Below are 15,441 nucleotides of genomic sequence, written 5' to 3' on the forward strand. Positions count from 1 at the left end.
ACTGGTTGGACTGGATGTCGGTTGGCTTCATCGCAGCGCAGCAGGCAGATCGCTGTTCGCTTCTAACGCGATAGAGCACTTGTAGTCGCTGAGACGAAGCGATGGCTCGGGCGGCACTCATTGTTGATTTGGCCGATCATGTCATGTTTTCGGCTTAATCCGTTATTGTTCATGGCCGCTGTACTCCCCAAACTAAGCCTTGTTGAAGACTGACTCTACAGCATATAAGCGCTATCTGCTTAACGTCGGCCTAAGAGGGCGTTTCAAATTGCCGTGTCCGATGATGTCCTATCCCGCCTTCGACTGCAGAAGAGGCCGCGTCATCCGATCCGCGGCTTTGCCGCCCGCATTGTTTAATCGGGAGATATCGATGAATACAAAAATAATCGAGCCCTGCGAGGGGTCTACCAGTATCCGCTGTTGATCAAGAGCCTGCTGCTGTCGGCTAAGCGCTATGCGCCTGAGCGGGAAATCGTCTGCGGCAACCGGCGCTACGACTACCGCGAGCTGAACGCGCGTATCGCCCGGCTGGCCAACGTCCTGACCGAGGCCGGTATCGGGGCCGGCGACACGGTGGCGGTGATGGACTGGGACAGCCATCGCTATCTCGAGGCCTATTTCGCGGTGCCGATGATCGGTGCGGTACTGCACCATGTCAACGTGCGCCTGAGCGTCGACCAGATCGGCTATACCATGGCGCATGCCGAAGACCGGCTGGTGCTGGTGAACGACGACTTTCTGCCGATCGTCGAAGAACTGGCCGATCGGTTACCGACGGTAGAGAGCTATATCCAGCTCAGTGATGCCGCCGAGGCGGCAAATACAAGTCTGAAGACGCTCGGCGAGTACGAGGCGCTGCTGGCGTCGACGTCGACCGACTACCTGTTCCCCGATTTCGACGAAAACTCCGTCGCGACCACCTTCTACACCACCGGCACCACCGGCAACCCCAAAGGCGTCTATTTCAGCCACCGCCAGTTGGTGCTGCATACGCTGAACATGGCTACGACCCTGGCGGCCTACGAGGGGGTGTCGCTGCTGCGCTCCGAAGACGTCTATATGCCTATGACACCGATGTTTCATGTCCATGCCTGGGGCGTGCCCTACGTGGCGACGATGCTCGGCGTTAAGCAGGTATACCCGGGTCGCTACGAGCCGAACCGGCTGGTGCGGCTGTACCGGGACGAGGGGGTGACCTTCTCCCACGGCGTGCCGACAGTGCTGCAGATGCTGCTGAACTGCGACGAGGCGAAGGATACCGATCTCGGTCGCTGGAAGCTGCTGACCGGCGGCGCGGCGCCGACCGAGGGGCTGGTGCGGCAGATGGTCGAGCGCGGCATCCGCTTCTATACCGGCTACGGCATGTCCGAAACCTGCCCCCTGCTGAGTCTGACCCATCTGACGCCCGAGCAGGCCGCGCTGCCGCCCGCCGGGCAGGTGGCGCTGCGCATGCGCACCGGCGTGCCGATATCACTGGTGGATTTGCGCGTTGTCGATGAGACCGGCTGCGAGGTGCCACTGGATGACAGCTGCGTCGGCGAAGTGCAGGTACGGGCGCCCTGGCTGACCCAGGGCTATTTCCGGGAGCCGGAAAAGGGCGCCGAACTCTGGCAAGGCGGCTGGCTGCATACCGGCGATGTCGCCTCGGTCGATGCGCACGGCGTATTGCAGATCCGCGACCGGATCAAGGACGTGATCAAGACCGGCGGCGAGTGGATCTCGTCGCTGCTGCTCGAAAGCCTGATCAGCCGGCACCCGGCGGTGGCCAACGTCGCCGTGGTCGGGGTGCCGGATCCGCGCTGGGACGAGCGACCGCTGGCGCTGGTGGTGCCGGTGGAAGGCCAGGAGATCGACAGCGGGACGCTGAAGCAGCACCTGATGCAGTACGTCGACAACGGCGAGATCAACAAGTGGGCGATCCCGCAGCAGATCCGCATCGTCGACTCGATACCGGTCACCAGTGTCGGCAAGGTCAACAAGAAACAGATCCGCGAGCAACTCGCGGCGCAGGGTTGAAGCAACCGAGCAGGAGCGAACCATGGTGCAGAAAAACGAAGTAGTGGTGGTCAGCGGTGCCCGCACCGCCATCGGCGATTTTGGCGGCAGTCTGAAGGACCAGGCGCCGAGCGAACTGGCCGGGCGATTGGTGGCCGAGGTGATGCGCCGGGCCGGCATCGCGCCGGAGTCGGTCGGCCAGTGCGTATTCGGCAATGTGATCCATTCGGAGCCGGCGGACATGTACATGGGACGCGTGGCGGCGCTGAAAGGCGGACTGGCCGAGGCGACCGCGTCACTGACCGTCAACCGGCTATGCGGCAGCGGCCTGCAGGCGATCCTCACGGCGGCGCAGCAGATCGAACTGGGTAACTGCGATGTGGCTGTCGCCGGTGGTGCCGAGTCGATGAGCCGGGCCCCTTACTGGCTGCAGAGCGCGCGCTTCGGCCAGCGTATGGGCAACGGCGAAACCATCGATGCAATGACCGCGGCGCTGCACTGCCCGATGGAAAAAGTCCATATGGGGGTGACCGCGGAAAACCTGGCGGAAAAATACGGTAGCAGCCGCGAGGACCAGGACCGGCTGGCGGTCGAGAGCCATATTCGCGCCCAGCAGGCAATCGAGGAGGGCCGTTTTCGCGAGCAGATCCTGCCCATCGAGCTGAAGAGCCGCAAGGGCACGCAGTCGTTCGACGCCGACGAGCATGTACGCTTTGACGTCCAGCTCGACGATATGGCCAAACTGAAGCCGGTGTTCAAGCGGGACGGCAGCGTTACCGCGGGCAATGCGTCCGGCCTCAACGATGCTGCCGCGGCGGTGTTGCTGATGGATCGCGAAAAAGCGGCCGCCGAAGGCAAAGAGGTGCTGGGTCGGCTGGTGGACTACAGTGTCGTCGGCGTCGAGCCGAAATTCATGGGCATCGGACCGGTCCCGGCGATCCGCGAAATCCTGGCGCGCCAGAACCTGGGCGTGGGCGATATCGACGTCTACGAAGTGAACGAGGCGTTCGCCGCCCAGGCGCTGGCGGTGGCCCGCGAACTGGAACTGCCGCGCGAACGGCTGAACCCGAACGGCAGCGGTATCGGCCTCGGCCATCCGATCGGGGCGACCGGCGCCATCGTGACCGTGAAGGCGCTGTACGAACTCAGGCGCATTCAGGGACGCTATGCCATGGTCAGCCTCTGCATCGGCGGCGGCCAGGGTATCGCCGCCCTGTTCGAGCGGATCTGATTCGCCATTTCCTGTCTGCACCCGACAGGGACTGCGCCCACCCCCACCCAACGGAGCCTTGCAATCTTGTGTGCCAGGGATGGCACTATTTTTGGATTCAGGGTGCTCCGAGGCTGAGGTCAAGCTTATCCGAGGCGTTTTGAATGGGTGAAGCTGGCAGGAAAATTCCTATTCAGGCTTCGCTTCCACGAAGGGGTGTCAGCAGGTCAATGAGGATTCGACTCCAGGCCTCCTGTCGGTTGCCTGCTGTCCCACAAATAATGCGGTACGCCGCATCAGGCTACAGCATAAAAACTATCGCACGACGCACATTTCTTGCTCGTTGGCTCTGAACTTCGCGGAGCATTAATGCGTAAGTCCAGTGGTAGTAAGGTGCCTTAGAGGCGGTCGCTCTGTGCCGGGCGCTGCCCCTGAGGGCTTGTAGATGCGGATGTGGCTTGACCGGTCGCCGATACTTTCAATGGCACGGTGGGCTCAAGGTTTTCCCAGCGGATCGGCAGCGGATCGTTATTGACCGATCAGAAGATATGGATGGCCAAGCTTGCCTGCTGTCAGGGCGTGCGGTTATTCGCACCTCACTTTCACATGTGAAAGTTGTCCCTACAGGACGTTAAGCGTTGGGCTCTTGTGTCGGCCGGAATGTCTGGATTAGAATGCTCATATGATTGATATCTGGTGACCAAATGAGCACTCATGTCGAGCCCATTGCCAAGCCCAGGAAAGGGGCGGCCAAACCGAAAGCCTCGCGGTTAAAGCACAGTTGGCGAAGCGGCCGATTGATCACGGTAAAGTCGGATCGCACGTCGCAAGCGAACACTCTGCTCTTCACCGTAACAGGCGTGCCCTCTGGAGACCGGCCCAGCATGCTGGCGAATATTCGCAAGGGGCTGCCGTTCGAGGTCATTGAGACTCTGGAGGAGGCCTATGGTGCTTCTCGTAAGGAGCTCGCTGAAGTGCTCTCGATCCCCGTCTCAACGCTAACACGTCGTAAGAAGGAAGGATGGCTACATGCGGATGAATCCGATCGTGTGGCACGTTTGGCCCGACTTAAGGATGCCGCCGTTGCAATGATGCAGGGTAACGATGATGCGGCCATCCAGTGGCTCCACACACCGCTTGAGGTGCTCGGAGATGAAACGCCAATGGCGCACGCCAGTACCGAAATGGGCGCGCGCGATGTCGAGGACCTCATCGGCCGTATCCGTCATGGTGTCTTTAGTTGATTCTGAAGGGGTGGCGAATTACCGATCCGGCATATGCTTCAAGTCCTGAGCAGATGATGTCGGCTGAGGGCGCATTTCTATTTGGTGGGCGCTGGACCAGCAAGGGTGTGAGGGTTGTGTATCTCGGTACCAGCCTCGCGCAGGCTTCGTTGGAGCTTCTGATTCATCTAGGCAGGGCCGATATACTCCGAACCTACCATAAGATGGTGGTTGCGTTCGATGAGGCACTGGTACAGCACATCGACCTCGAAGATCTACCCGGTGACTGGGCCTCGCCCTCGATGGCTTCCTCTGTGCAAGTGGTCGGAGATGCGTGGGTGGAGGAAGCTGGATCACCGGTCCTGCAGGTGCCGAGTGCAGCCATTCGTGGTGAGTACAACTATCTGTTCAATCCTCGACATCCGGATGCTGTAAAGGCGAAATACGGTCCGATCACCGCATTCCAGTACGATCCCAGGTTGGTAAAAGAGTAGAAAGATCACCAAAAAGTGAGTTGTCCGCGAAGGGTGCCGGATTCGGCCATTTGCGGTCCCTGGGCCGGTCGGCCAACTTATCAAGGCAGAAGGAAATCGGGTGCTGATTTACGAGAATGTTAAAAACCGGCCATGACGGGGGAGTCGACTGAAGCTTTGGCCTCGCTCGGGCCGTTACTGGCTCATTTGCATCGCATCGAAGTGGTTGCGATGGCGTTTCGCAGGCTGCCGGTGACGCCTCCTGACATTCTCGGGCAGGCGAGTCCCATGCTAATGCGCACCAGCTTGCCTGGCGGGTTGGATTGCTGGTCGCAACTCCAGCTGAGGGGGCGACGCCTGCCTGTTGCGGTAGTCTGGCGTGTCTGAAACGTGCGGGGATAGCCCTGCAGCGCAGGGCTGGCGCCAATCAACAGGTTTAATGTGATTATCCGAAGGTTTTCACAACCTGTAGTACCTTGTTTCTGCGTTATCCGGCCATCTTTCCTCCCTTGGCTGCGTTCTGGTTTATCCCTGTCCGGTCGCCTCTTTGCTGCGGCCGGGCAATATAGACGTCTGTCAGTGACACAACAGCAGTGGCATGGCGCTGTGCTGCAGCAGATGACGGGTAACGCCGCCGAATGCCTGCTGCTGCAGGCGGTGGTGGCTGTAAGCACCCATCACGATCAGGTCGCAGTGGAAGCCTTGAGCCGCCTGGAGCAGGTCGGCACCGTCGCTGCGATGTAGCTGTTCGACCCGCTGTGGTTTCGAGTCGATTCCGTGGCATTGCAGATAGGCCTGCAGTGACCCCGGGCCCGGGACCCGGCTGGAGGTGGTTTCATGGGTCAGTATCCGCACGTCGCGGCCGCGCCTGAGCAGCGGCAGGGCGCTGCGCACCGCCCGTGCTGCCTCGGGGCTACCGTTCCAGGCGATGGCGATGCATTGCGGTGCAAAGTTGGTTTGTGTCCGCGGCATGACCAGTACCGGACTCCCGCTCTGCAGGATGGCGGCCTCAAGTGTCGAACTGATCGTGCCGTTCCGACCCTGCGGAACGACCAGCAAGTCGGCGACTCTGCCGCGGCGCGCGACCAGTTCGCTGCGCAGGCCCTCGACTTCATGCCAGCAGGCCGAAGCGCCGCCGGGCAGGTACTCTTCGCTGACCGCGACGCCGCCCTGGTCGGCCAGCTGTTTAAAGAGCCGGCGCAGCTGGCTGGCATCTTCCCGTGCCTGGGTGTCGGCGATTCGCTCGAGCTCCTGCATGAACTGCCGTGACAGGCCTGCGATTTCGTGTGGAACAAAGCGGCTGGGGTGGGCGCAGGCATGTAGCACCTGCAGCTGCGCGCCGAAGTACTTTGCCACCGCCAGTGCACCCTGCAGCCGTTCGGACACTTCGCCGCTGCTCGACAGCGGCATTAACAGTATTCTCGGATCGTTCATTGTCTGAACCTCCTTAGCTCAGCGGCCAGGGCATCTGCACCAGGTCCTGCAACAGGCCTTGGGGCAGATCCAGCACCATCAGGTGGGCCAGGGCGACGAGGAAGCCCAGCGCGGCGCCGGTCAGCGACAGGGTTCTGATCAGCGAGGTGCGCGCCTTGGTCATCAGGAAGACGACGAAGAACAGGCCGATGGCGATCAGGTAGCCGAACAGGTAGCAGCCGAGCACCAGTGCGGTTAGCCAGTACAGGTAGTGCGGCAGGCGCGCCACGGTGCTGTCGCTGTCGTAGCCCGCCTCGACCTCGTTGTCGAAGTTGACCGGGTCGTCGACCTGGCCGCGCAGCAGCTTGATCAGTACGATCAGCGACAGTACCAGCATCAGACCGCTGATGCCGGCGGTGAAAACGCCGCCGAGGAACGAGTGCTGGAAAGCGTCGTACAGCGCGAAGGCGAAGAAGGCGACGACCAGTGCGGCGAAGGCGGCCTGCGGCTTCAGGTTGCGGGCACGACGGCGCGGCGGCTCGTCGGTCGTCGGAGCCTCGGTGCTGTCGTCGCCGCTCTTGCGCTTGGCGCGGACGGCGAAGTAGACCGACAGTACGGTGATGAAGGCGATGATCATCACGCCCGGCTTGGTCAGGAAGGACCAGCCGTCGAACTGGATCGCCTGGTACAGGTAGGTCTCCATGCCACCGGCCAACACGAAGCCGATCAGGAAGGCCGGGCGGGGCCAGTCGAAGCGCTTCATCAGCACGCCGAGCACGCCGATCGCCAGCAGTGCGACCAGGTCGCCGAGGCTGCGGGTGGCCTGGAAGGCGGCGAAGCAGATCACCATCAGCATGAAGGGCGCCATCAGTGCGTACGGAATCAGCGTCAGGCGCGAGACCCATTTCGACAGGAACAGGCAGGAACCGGCGCCGATGACGTTGGCCAGTGCCAGCGACCAGACGATGGTGTAGGTGGTGCCCAGTTCAGCGCCGACCATGGCGGGGCCGGGTTCGAGGCCGATCAGCACCATGCCGCCGAGGAACACCGCCATGCTACCGGAGCCGGGGATGCCGAACAGCAGCGTCGGCACCAGACCGCCGCCCTCCTTGGCGTTGTTGGCGGATTCGGGCGCGATGACGCCGCGCACGTCGCCGTTACCGAATCGGGGCTTTTCTTTGGTGGTTTGAACGGCATGGCCGTAGGCGATCCAGTCGACGACGCTGCCGCCGAGGCCCGGCAGGGCGCCAACGAGCGTACCGATCACGGCGCAGCGGATTGCCAGCCACTTGTTGCGGATGACGTCCCTGAGGCCGTCCATCCAACCGCTGCCAAGTTCCGACGCTTCGTTGATGGCCCGGTTCTGGCGCAGCAGGTCGATGATTTCGGGAATCGCGAAGATGCCAAGGCCGACGACGACGAGCGGAATGCCGTCCATCAGGTAGATGTTGTCGAAGGACATGCGGTATTCGCCGGTGGCGGGGGCGGCGCCTAGGCTGCCCAGCAGCACGCCGATACCGCAGGCGCTGATGCCTTTCACCAGGCTGTTGCCGGCGAGTACGCCGACCATGCTGAGCCCCAGCAAAGTGAGCATGAACAGCTCGGCGGAACCGAATGCCAGGATCAGCGGCCGGGCGATCAGAACGAAGGCTGTCAGCAGCAGGGCGCCTAGCAGGCCACCCAGCAGCGAGGCGCTGAAGGCGGCGCCCAGGGCGCGGGCCGCGTGGCCCTGCTTGGCCATCGGGAAGCCGTCCAGCACGGTGGCCTGGGAGGCGCTGGAGCCGGGAATGCCCATCAACACCGAAGTGAAGGTATCGGAAGTCGGAATGACCGCAACCAGGCCGATCAGCATCGCCAGTGCGGAGATCGGTTCCATGCCATAGAGGAACGGTAGCAGCAGCGAGAGGCCGGCGATACCGCCGAGGCCCGGGAAGATGCCGATCATCAGGCCGAGAAAGACGCCGCCGGCGAGATAGGCGATATGCTCGATGCTGAGCACGGTCAGCAGCGAGGAAGCAATAGTCTCAATCATGGGAATCACCTTGGGAAGGAGCGGGCTGGACCTGCTTGGTCGCAGCCCGCTGAGGTGCCTGTAGGAATCAGTCGGCGCTCGGTTCGAGACCGGCGCTGTAGCGGCTGTTGAGCCAGTCGATGATCCAGGCCTTGGCGGCGTCGTCGATTTTCAGTGCTTCGGCAAACATCATCTGGGCATCGCCGCCAACAGCCTGCTCGTAGTTGCCGAGTACGTCTTCGGCCTCGGTCTCGAAGCCAGGCTTGGCGATGACTTTCGCCACGGCTTCGCTGTAGGCCTGCACGACCTCTTCAGGCGTGCCCTTGGGCAGGAAGAGGCCTTTCTGGGCCGCATAGCCGGCGATGAAGAAGGATTTCCAGGCACGGAAAGCTTCGGAGTTCGGCGCTTCGCCATGCACCATCTCGTAGGCTTCGACGAAATGCGGCAGGTTCGGGAAGTTCGGATCGCGCTTGATCTTGCCGTCCTTGCCCAGTACGCCGTAGCTGAACAGCGGGATGGCCTTGCCTTCGTCAACCAGCGGCTGGACCTTCTTGATGAAGGCCGAGGTGGTCTGGGCGTCGATGTTGACCTCGCCGCGCTCGAACGCCAGGCGACCCTCGCCGCGCCCCTTCATCCCGAAAACGGCCTTGACGTCCATATCCAGCAGGTCGAGCGCAAGCAGTGTCACCAGGTCCATGCTGGTGGCACCCTGGCTGGCAAACTTAAGGTCCTGCCCCTTGAGCTTGGCGAGATCCGCGACCGAGTCGATACCCAGGTCTGCGCTGACATAGACGACACCGCCGGTGGGCGATGCCAGCACCGCGGCCCAGTCCTTGTAGTCGTAACGCACACGGCTGTCGCCAAGGATGTACGGGAACATGGTCGAAGCTGAGGAAGCCAGAACATCGCGGCCATCCGGCTTGGCGCGCAGCTGGAACTGGTTGGCGCCGCTGGTGGAACCACCGCCCGGAATGTTCTTGACCACCATCACCGGGCCGCCTGGCAGCTGTTCGGCAACCAGCGGTGCGTAGAAGCGGCCCCAGGTATCGGAGCCGCCGCCTTCCTTGAAGGGCATGACCATTTCGATGCGATCGCCGGCGAAGTCGACGGCCAAGGCGGCGGATGGCAGCGCCAGGGCGCCGGCGCCGAGGGTGGCGGCGGCAATCGAGCTGCGCAGAGAACGTGCAACATTGGCAATGAGAGTCTGGTTCGATTTTTTCATGGTATGGATCTCTTATTGTTGTGGCCGGAAAAACAGGGAGATTGAGGTTCCGGCACGGGTCAAGGTATCCCCTGAAGCTGTCATCAAGCTGTCAGTCGGATACAGGTTGCAAAAAACTGGCTCAGGATGCCCTGGAGTGATGGCCGTTCCAGATCGAGCCCGGTACGTAGAGTTCGCCGCGGAACAGTCGACGGGCCGTGCGCACGACGCCGGCGCGATGTATCTCGATGCCTTTGGCGGACAGTGCGCTGTCGAGCACGATGTCGATCTGGCCACTTGGATGTTCCAGTCGAACCTGTCCGTTGGCGGCCACCGGCGTGGCCAGTGGAGCCGAGACCGATCCCGGCAGCAATGCCGAGGCACTGACACAGATGGCGCCGGTCACCGCATGGCTGGCATGGCAGTTGTCCGGGACAAAGTAACGCGACGTCAGGGTGCCGCCGTGACGCGGCGCGCTGACCAGCGCGACCTTGGGAATGACCTTGCCGCGGGCATCGCCGAGGCCCATTTTCCAGGCGGCGGCCAGGCGGATTTTCTCGATGCGCGCCAGCAGTTCGCGGTCGCCGTCGAGTTCGGCCTTGGATTCGCTGCCGGTCTTGCCGAGCGATGCCGCGTCGATGATCACCATCGGCACCGCGGCGTCGATACAGGTAACCGGCACGCCGTCGATGAGGTCCCAGACGTTGCCGGTGGGCAGCAGTTTGCCGGTCTTGCTGCCGGCGACGTCGAGGAAGTTCAGCAGCACCGGGGCGGCACTGCCCTCGACACCATCGATGCGGGTGTCGCCTTCGTACTCGACCTGACCACCGGGCGTACGCACGCAGACCTCGATCAGCTTGTCGGTATTGACGTTGCGCACCCGCACGAGGGTTTCGTCGCCGGTTGGCGTCACCAGTCCGGCATCGATGGCGAAGGGGCCGACGCCAGCGAGGATGTTGCCGCAGGACGGGCCGATGTCGACGTGAAGCCGGTCGATGCCGACCTGGGCGAACAGGTAGTCGACATCGGCCGCCGGGTGGCTGGAGCGGGACACTATGGCAGCTTTGCTGGTCAGCGAAGTGCCGCCGCCGATACCGTCGATCTGCTGGGCGTTGGGTGAGCCCATCGCCGCCAGCAGCACCTGCTCCTGGGTGGCCCAGTCGGCCGGCAGGTCGGTGGCGAGGAAGTAGGGGCCGCGGGAGGTGCCGCCTCTCATCATGGTGCAGGGGATAGCTGTCTGCATGGTTTTGGTCTCGGTTGAGCGGTCCGCAATTGGTTTAAAACTTCTAGCTCTAGAGCGGTGCTGGCTCGGTCCGTAAGCCCTGCTGATAATCAAGATACGTTTACTTAGAAAGGCGGACAAACCATATATTTTTTCTGTTTGATATAGAAAAACTAAACTTTATGTCGAGTCGTCTCGTCATCACACCCAAAAACTGCCGACATTGATAATGACCGCTGATCATGCAACTTTCTAAGCAGGAGACCTCATGGTTGCAGAAGGAAATGCAATAAGATCAATAAAAACAGCTTATTAGGTGCTGTTCTTGATCCTGTCGTTAAAGGCGTTTCAATACCGAAGCCGTGCTTTGGCGGAAGAGAAACTTGTTCTCGTCGAGTGTTCTAATCGGGGTGGATGGCATTAGGGGGAAGTAAGGTCTAGAATTACTAAACAAATAGTATGGCCCTCCGAAAGCCTGTACTTGGCACTCGGCTTTTTGCACTGATAGATCGCCATGACTACGAATTGATTATATTTTCTATAGCAAGAGGAGCAGGCGATGAGACGAATGCCGCCGCTAAAGGCGTTGCGGACCTTTGAAGCCGCCGGTCGGCTCGAGAGCTTGAAGAAGGCGGCCGACGAGCTGCATGTGACGACCGGTGCCGTCAGCCAGCAGATAAAGTTGCTGGAGGAATTCATCGGCGTCGATCTGTTCAAGCGTATGAACAAGTCCGTCCGGTTGACCGAAGCCGGACGCGAGGCTCTGCCATTCGTCGAGGAGGCGTTCGAGCTGCTGAACCAGGCTGTGATCAAGGCGCAGGAGTTCGGCAACCAGAAACTGATCACGGTGAGCGTGGCTCCGTCGTTCGGCGCCAAATGGCTGCTGCCCAGACTCGAGTTGTTCCGCCGCGGCCATCCCGACATCGACCTGCGGGTCGATGCGTCGACGCGGCTGGTGGACTTTTCCTCGAGGACGTGGACCTGGCGATCCGCTACGGCCCCCGAAGGAGCGAGGGCTGCATCTTGAACTGCTGACCGACGAGGAACTCTTCCCGGTCTGCAGCCCGCGGCTGCTGGAGCGCGGCCATCGCTTCGCGCACCCGTCGGACCTGGCCGGCCAGACGCTGCTGCATTTCGAGGGTCGTGCCGATGACCGCGACTTTCCGGGCTGGAATCAGTGGCTGTCAGTGGCCGGTGTAGCGGGTCTCGAGGTGGTTAACGGCCCGCGCTTCAGTATGTCGAGCATGGTATTGCAGGCGGCGATGGACGGGCAGGGAATTGCCCTTGGCAGCAGCGTGCTGGCGGCCGACGACCTGCGTGCCGGGCGCCTGGTGCGCTTGTTCGAGACCAGCGTTCGGGCCAAACACAACTACTATCTGATATGCACACGCAATACCTTCAACCGGCCGGACATTCAGCGTTTCGTGCGCTGGATAAAGGCGGAGATGGGTGGAGACCGCGATGAGAGTCCTGATCGTCGAGGATGACAGCACCCTCGGAGAAGCCATCAGTCGGCACTTGCAGAAGCAGGGGCAGGCCGTCGACTGGATCGCCGATGGGGCCCTGGCGGACCGGGTTCTGGCGCAGCAGTCATTCGATCTGATCATTCTGGATCTGAACCTGCCGGGGCTTGGCGGCGAGCGGGTGCTGGAGAAGTTGCGGCGCCGCGATGATCCCGCGCCGGTACTGATACTGACGGCGCGCGGGCAGGTCGAGGACCGCATCGCGCTGTTGAACCTCGGCGCCGACGACTACCTCACCAAGCCGTTCGATTTCGGCGAACTCGACGCCCGTTGCCGGGCGCTGCTGCGTCGCAGTCAGGGGCAGGCGCAGGATCTGCTGAAGCTTGGCAATACCGAACTGGATCGCAGGGCCTGCGAGGTGCGGATTGACGGTCGACTCATCGAGCTGGCGCCGCGGGAGCTGCGGCTGCTGGAAGTGTTCATGAGCCACACCGGTCGGGTGTTGAGCAAGGCGGAGTTGATCGACCACCTCTACGGCTTCGACGAGACACCCGGAGCCAACGCGATCGAGCTGTATGTCGGTCGCCTGCGCAAGAAAATGGAACAGAGTTCAGTTCAGATCTGCACCCTGCGGGGCCTCGGCTATGTGGTTAAAACTCCGTCGTCCTGAGCCGGCACGCTGGTCGATCCGGCGAAAGCTTCTGCTGCTGACGCTGGTGCTACTGGGCGCCATTTCGGTTTTCGCGCTGCGGGCGGCCCAGAGCTACAGCCAGCGCGCCGCCGGGCTTTCGTATGACCGGCTGTTGACCGGTGCGGCGCTGCAGATCGCCGAGCACATCGGCCTGCATGACGGTCGCGTGGTGGTGGATCTGCCGCGTGCCGCCTTCGAGACGCTGGCGCTGGCGCCTGAAGACCGCGTCTTCTATCGAGTGCTCGGACCGGGCGACGCCCATATCACCGGTTATGCCGACCTGCCGTTGCCGACCGACGAGGCCGATGTGCGACATCCTGGCGATGCCTTCCGCCAGTATTTCTTCGATGCCTCCTATGGCGGCGAGCCGGTGCGTTTTCTGGTGCTCAGCCGGCTGCTGACCGAGACCGACTTCAGCGGCACCATTCGCATCCAGCTGGGCCAGACAACGCGAGCCCGGCAGGCTCTGGCCGGCGAGATCAGCCTGCGCGCCGTGCAACTGGTGGCGGTGTTGTTCCTGATTACCCTGCTGCTGGTGTCGGCAGGCATCTGGATGACACTGCGGCCGCTCGAGCGGCTGAACCGGGCGCTGGCGCAAAGGTCCCCGGTGGATCTGAGCCCGCTGGAAGTGGCCGTGCCGCGGGAGATATCGCGTCTGGTACAGACCCTCAATCACCTGATGCTGCAGCTCGGCGGTACTTTGAACCGGTTGCAGCGCTTCACCAGCGAAGCGGCACACCAGATCCGCACACCCTGGCCGGGCTGCGCTCACAGGCGCAGAATGCGCGCGCCGAGGAAGACGAGACGTTACGGTGGCGTCAGCTCGGACAGATCATCGAGTCTGCCGACCGGCTCAGCGATACCGTTGATCAGCTACTCAAACAGGCGGTGCTGACGCACCGGTTGCGCAGCGAGCAGGACGAGCGGCTAGCGCTCGATGAACTGGTGCTGGAAGTGTGCCGTGAGCTGGCGGTACCGGCACTGGAGCGTGATGTCGAGCTGGCATACGACGGCACAGCGGGGATCGAGCTAAAGGGTAACCGCTTCGCCCTCAAGCAAATGCTCCAGAACCTGGTCGAGAATGCCATCCGCTACAGCGAGCCGGGCAGCGATGTACAGGTGACGTTGCAGCGAGACGGGAGTGGGGTGCTGCTCAGCGTCACCGACCGGGGACCGGGTATTGCGGATGCCGAGAAACCGCTGGTGTTCGAGCGCTTCTACCGCAGCCCCGGTAACAGCCGTTCCGGTTCCGGTCTCGGGCTGGCCATCGCTCAGGAAGTCGCCGGACACCACAGGGCCAGCCTGCGGCTGAAGGACAACGCGCCGCAAGGCCTCATTGTCGAGGTCCATTTTCCGTCAGGGAGGCTGTCATGAAGCTGATCGGCCCTGCACTGCTGTGCCTGTTGACGACCTTTGTCAGTTGCTCGGTCGATGCCGAAGTGCTTCACGATCTGCCGGCGGCCGGCCAGGAAACCGCGGTGCTGGAGGTCCATGCCGGCGCCGACTTCGCTGCCATCAAGCCGGTGCTCGCGGCGTTTCAGCGCCGGTACCCGGGCATTCGCCTGCGCTATCACGAATTCGGTACCCTCGAGCTCTATCACGCCTTCCTCGAACGCTACCCGCAGACGCCAGACCTTGTCATGAGTTCGGCGATGGACCTGCAGGTGAAGCTGGTCAATGACGGCTATGCCCACCCCTATCGCTCGGCCGAGACCGACCGGTTGCCCGAGTGGGCGCGCTGGCGCGACGAGATCTTCGGCATCACCTACGAGCCCGCGGTCTTCGTGCTCAATACCGGCTTTCTCGACAACGAGTCCGTGCCTGCCAGCCGTGCCGAGCTGATCGACCTGATCCGGCGCAAGGGCGACCAGGTGCGCGGGCGCATCGGCACCTTCGATATCGAACGGGTCGGCATCGGCTACCTGGTCTGGTCCCACGACAACCAGAGAACCGCCAGCAACGGCCGGCTGCTGGAGCTGTTCGCGACCCAGGAGGCGCGGTTGTTCACCAGCAGCGCGGCGATGCTCCGAGCGCTGGTGCGGGGGATATCGTCATCGCCTACAACGTGCTCGGCTCCTATGCACACGCCTGGGCCAAGCGCCACCCGCTACTGACGGTGGTGCTGGCCGAGGACTACACCACCGTCATCATGCGTACCGCCTTCGTGCCGAAGAGCGCCCGCAACCCGGAGGATGCCCGCCGCTTTCTCGACTTTCTGCTGTCGAACGAGGGGCAGCAGGTGCTGGCCGACGAAGCCAGTCTCTATCCGGTGCGCGGCGACATCGTCGGCGAAACCGGCGCCAGCCGGCTGCGGCTCACCTTCAACAGCCCGTTGCGACCGATTCCGCTGGGCGTGCCGCTGCTGGTGCAGACCGATGAGATGAAGCGCGAGCTGATACTGGAGGAGTGGCGCCGCGCTTTTGGTGCCAAGGAATAAAGCAGTCCGTCAACACCGGGCGTATGAAACACCCGGCGCAGTCCGTAGCGGGACGCAATCGAGTGCCGGCCTGACTGGGGTTCGATCGTGACTGCCCTTAGC

General features: G+C 62.4%; 15 protein-coding genes. 11 read left to right on the forward strand and 4 right to left on the reverse strand.

The window, feature by feature from the left end; all coding sequences use genetic code 11:
• Positions 1 to 420: 420 nt before the first annotated feature.
• The 4 genes from ACFQDL_RS23655 (at position 421) to ACFQDL_RS23670 (ending at position 4,922) form a co-directional block, all read left to right on the forward strand.
• Positions 421 to 2,016, forward strand: a complete 1,596-nt coding sequence (locus ACFQDL_RS23655) for a long-chain-fatty-acid--CoA ligase (RefSeq protein ID WP_379911149.1) — start codon at positions 421 to 423, stop codon at positions 2,014 to 2,016.
• A gap of 22 nt (positions 2,017 to 2,038) precedes the next feature.
• Positions 2,039 to 3,226 carry a beta-ketothiolase BktB gene (gene bktB / locus ACFQDL_RS23660; RefSeq protein ID WP_379911150.1) on the forward strand — a complete coding sequence of 396 codons (1,188 nt, stop codon included), beginning with the start codon at positions 2,039 to 2,041 and terminating at the stop codon, positions 3,224 to 3,226.
• Positions 3,227 to 4,089: 863 nt separating this feature from the next.
• Positions 4,090 to 4,449, forward strand: coding sequence for a type II RES/Xre toxin-antitoxin system antitoxin (gene parS, locus ACFQDL_RS23665; protein WP_379911151.1), 360 nt, complete (start codon positions 4,090 to 4,092; stop codon positions 4,447 to 4,449).
• Positions 4,446 to 4,922: an RES family NAD+ phosphorylase gene (locus ACFQDL_RS23670; RefSeq protein ID WP_379911152.1), complete on the forward strand. Its 477-nt coding sequence runs from the start codon at positions 4,446 to 4,448 to the stop codon at positions 4,920 to 4,922. The genes parS and ACFQDL_RS23670 overlap by 4 nt, the downstream gene beginning before the upstream one ends.
• 555 nt (positions 4,923 to 5,477) lie before the next feature.
• Here ACFQDL_RS23670 and ACFQDL_RS23675 read toward each other — a convergent pair.
• From ACFQDL_RS23675 to ACFQDL_RS23690, 4 genes are all read right to left on the reverse strand, one after another.
• The gene (locus tag ACFQDL_RS23675; RefSeq protein ID WP_379911153.1) at positions 5,478 to 6,335 is read right to left on the reverse strand and encodes a universal stress protein; all 858 of its coding nucleotides are present in this window, start codon (positions 6,333 to 6,335) and stop codon (positions 5,478 to 5,480) included.
• 13 nt (positions 6,336 to 6,348) lie between these two features.
• Positions 6,349 to 8,346, reverse strand: a complete 1,998-nt coding sequence (locus ACFQDL_RS23680) for a tripartite tricarboxylate transporter permease (RefSeq protein ID WP_379911154.1) — start codon at positions 8,344 to 8,346, stop codon at positions 6,349 to 6,351.
• Between the two features lie 67 nt (positions 8,347 to 8,413).
• Positions 8,414 to 9,547: a tripartite tricarboxylate transporter substrate-binding protein gene (locus tag ACFQDL_RS23685; RefSeq protein WP_379911155.1), complete on the reverse strand. Its 1,134-nt coding sequence runs from the start codon at positions 9,545 to 9,547 to the stop codon at positions 8,414 to 8,416.
• Positions 9,548 to 9,668: 121 nt separating this feature from the next.
• Positions 9,669 to 10,769 (reverse strand): 4-oxalomesaconate tautomerase, encoded by a 1,101-nt coding sequence (locus ACFQDL_RS23690; protein ID WP_379911156.1) that lies wholly within the window; start codon positions 10,767 to 10,769, stop codon positions 9,669 to 9,671.
• Positions 10,770 to 11,307: 538 nt separating this feature from the next.
• Here ACFQDL_RS23690 and ACFQDL_RS23695 point away from each other — a divergent pair.
• Genes ACFQDL_RS23695 through ACFQDL_RS23725 form a run of 7 tightly spaced genes read left to right on the forward strand, consistent with a single transcriptional unit; the run spans position 11,308 to position 15,339 of the window.
• Positions 11,308 to 11,775 carry a LysR family transcriptional regulator gene (locus tag ACFQDL_RS23695; protein ID WP_379911157.1) on the forward strand — a complete coding sequence of 156 codons (468 nt, stop codon included), beginning with the start codon at positions 11,308 to 11,310 and terminating at the stop codon, positions 11,773 to 11,775.
• Positions 11,687 to 12,235 (forward strand): LysR substrate-binding domain-containing protein, encoded by a 549-nt coding sequence (locus tag ACFQDL_RS23700; RefSeq protein ID WP_379911158.1) that lies wholly within the window; start codon positions 11,687 to 11,689, stop codon positions 12,233 to 12,235. The genes ACFQDL_RS23695 and ACFQDL_RS23700 overlap by 89 nt, the downstream gene beginning before the upstream one ends.
• Positions 12,210 to 12,881 carry a response regulator transcription factor gene (locus ACFQDL_RS23705; RefSeq protein WP_379911159.1) on the forward strand — a complete coding sequence of 224 codons (672 nt, stop codon included), beginning with the start codon at positions 12,210 to 12,212 and terminating at the stop codon, positions 12,879 to 12,881. The genes ACFQDL_RS23700 and ACFQDL_RS23705 overlap by 26 nt, the downstream gene beginning before the upstream one ends.
• On the forward strand, positions 12,856 to 13,797 hold the full coding sequence (locus ACFQDL_RS23710) for a sensor histidine kinase (RefSeq protein ID WP_379911160.1): 942 nt from the start codon (positions 12,856 to 12,858) through the stop codon (positions 13,795 to 13,797). Before ACFQDL_RS23705 ends, ACFQDL_RS23710 begins: the two co-directional genes overlap by 26 nt.
• Positions 13,791 to 14,276, forward strand: a complete 486-nt coding sequence (locus tag ACFQDL_RS23715; RefSeq protein ID WP_379911161.1) for a sensor histidine kinase — start codon at positions 13,791 to 13,793, stop codon at positions 14,274 to 14,276. The genes ACFQDL_RS23710 and ACFQDL_RS23715 overlap by 7 nt, the downstream gene beginning before the upstream one ends.
• On the forward strand, positions 14,273 to 15,016 hold the full coding sequence (locus ACFQDL_RS23720; RefSeq protein ID WP_379911162.1) for an ABC transporter substrate-binding protein: 744 nt from the start codon (positions 14,273 to 14,275) through the stop codon (positions 15,014 to 15,016). Before ACFQDL_RS23715 ends, ACFQDL_RS23720 begins: the two co-directional genes overlap by 4 nt.
• Positions 14,968 to 15,339 carry an ABC transporter substrate-binding protein gene (locus ACFQDL_RS23725; RefSeq protein WP_379911163.1) on the forward strand — a complete coding sequence of 124 codons (372 nt, stop codon included), beginning with the start codon at positions 14,968 to 14,970 and terminating at the stop codon, positions 15,337 to 15,339. The genes ACFQDL_RS23720 and ACFQDL_RS23725 overlap by 49 nt, the downstream gene beginning before the upstream one ends.
• The last annotated feature ends 102 nt before the right edge of the window (positions 15,340 to 15,441 follow it).

The sequence above is a fragment of the Marinobacterium aestuariivivens genome (assembly GCF_042661465.1).
GTDB lineage: Bacteria > Pseudomonadota > Gammaproteobacteria > Pseudomonadales > Balneatricaceae > Marinobacterium_A > Marinobacterium_A aestuariivivens.

Bases quoted from the DNA above. Each gene is read 5' to 3' on its own strand.
- ACFQDL_RS23720 (WP_379911162.1), top strand. From the start codon at position 14,273: ATGAAGCTGATCGGCCCTGCACTGCTGTGCCTGTTGACGACCTTTGTC.
- ACFQDL_RS23700 (WP_379911158.1), top strand. From the start codon at position 11,687: ATGCGTCGACGCGGCTGGTGGACTTTTCCTCGAGGACGTGGACCTGGC.
- ACFQDL_RS23680 (WP_379911154.1), bottom strand. From the start codon at position 8,346: ATGATTGAGACTATTGCTTCCTCGCTGCTGACCGTGCTCAGCATCGAG.
- parS (WP_379911151.1), top strand. From the start codon at position 4,090: ATGCTGGCGAATATTCGCAAGGGGCTGCCGTTCGAGGTCATTGAGACT.
- ACFQDL_RS23695 (WP_379911157.1), top strand. From the start codon at position 11,308: ATGAGACGAATGCCGCCGCTAAAGGCGTTGCGGACCTTTGAAGCCGCC.
- ACFQDL_RS23685 (WP_379911155.1), bottom strand. From the start codon at position 9,547: ATGAAAAAATCGAACCAGACTCTCATTGCCAATGTTGCACGTTCTCTG.
- ACFQDL_RS23690 (WP_379911156.1), bottom strand. From the start codon at position 10,769: ATGCAGACAGCTATCCCCTGCACCATGATGAGAGGCGGCACCTCCCGC.
- ACFQDL_RS23710 (WP_379911160.1), top strand. From the start codon at position 12,856: ATGTGGTTAAAACTCCGTCGTCCTGAGCCGGCACGCTGGTCGATCCGG.
- ACFQDL_RS23675 (WP_379911153.1), bottom strand. From the start codon at position 6,335: ATGAACGATCCGAGAATACTGTTAATGCCGCTGTCGAGCAGCGGCGAA.
- ACFQDL_RS23705 (WP_379911159.1), top strand. From the start codon at position 12,210: ATGAGAGTCCTGATCGTCGAGGATGACAGCACCCTCGGAGAAGCCATC.
- bktB (WP_379911150.1), top strand. From the start codon at position 2,039: ATGGTGCAGAAAAACGAAGTAGTGGTGGTCAGCGGTGCCCGCACCGCC.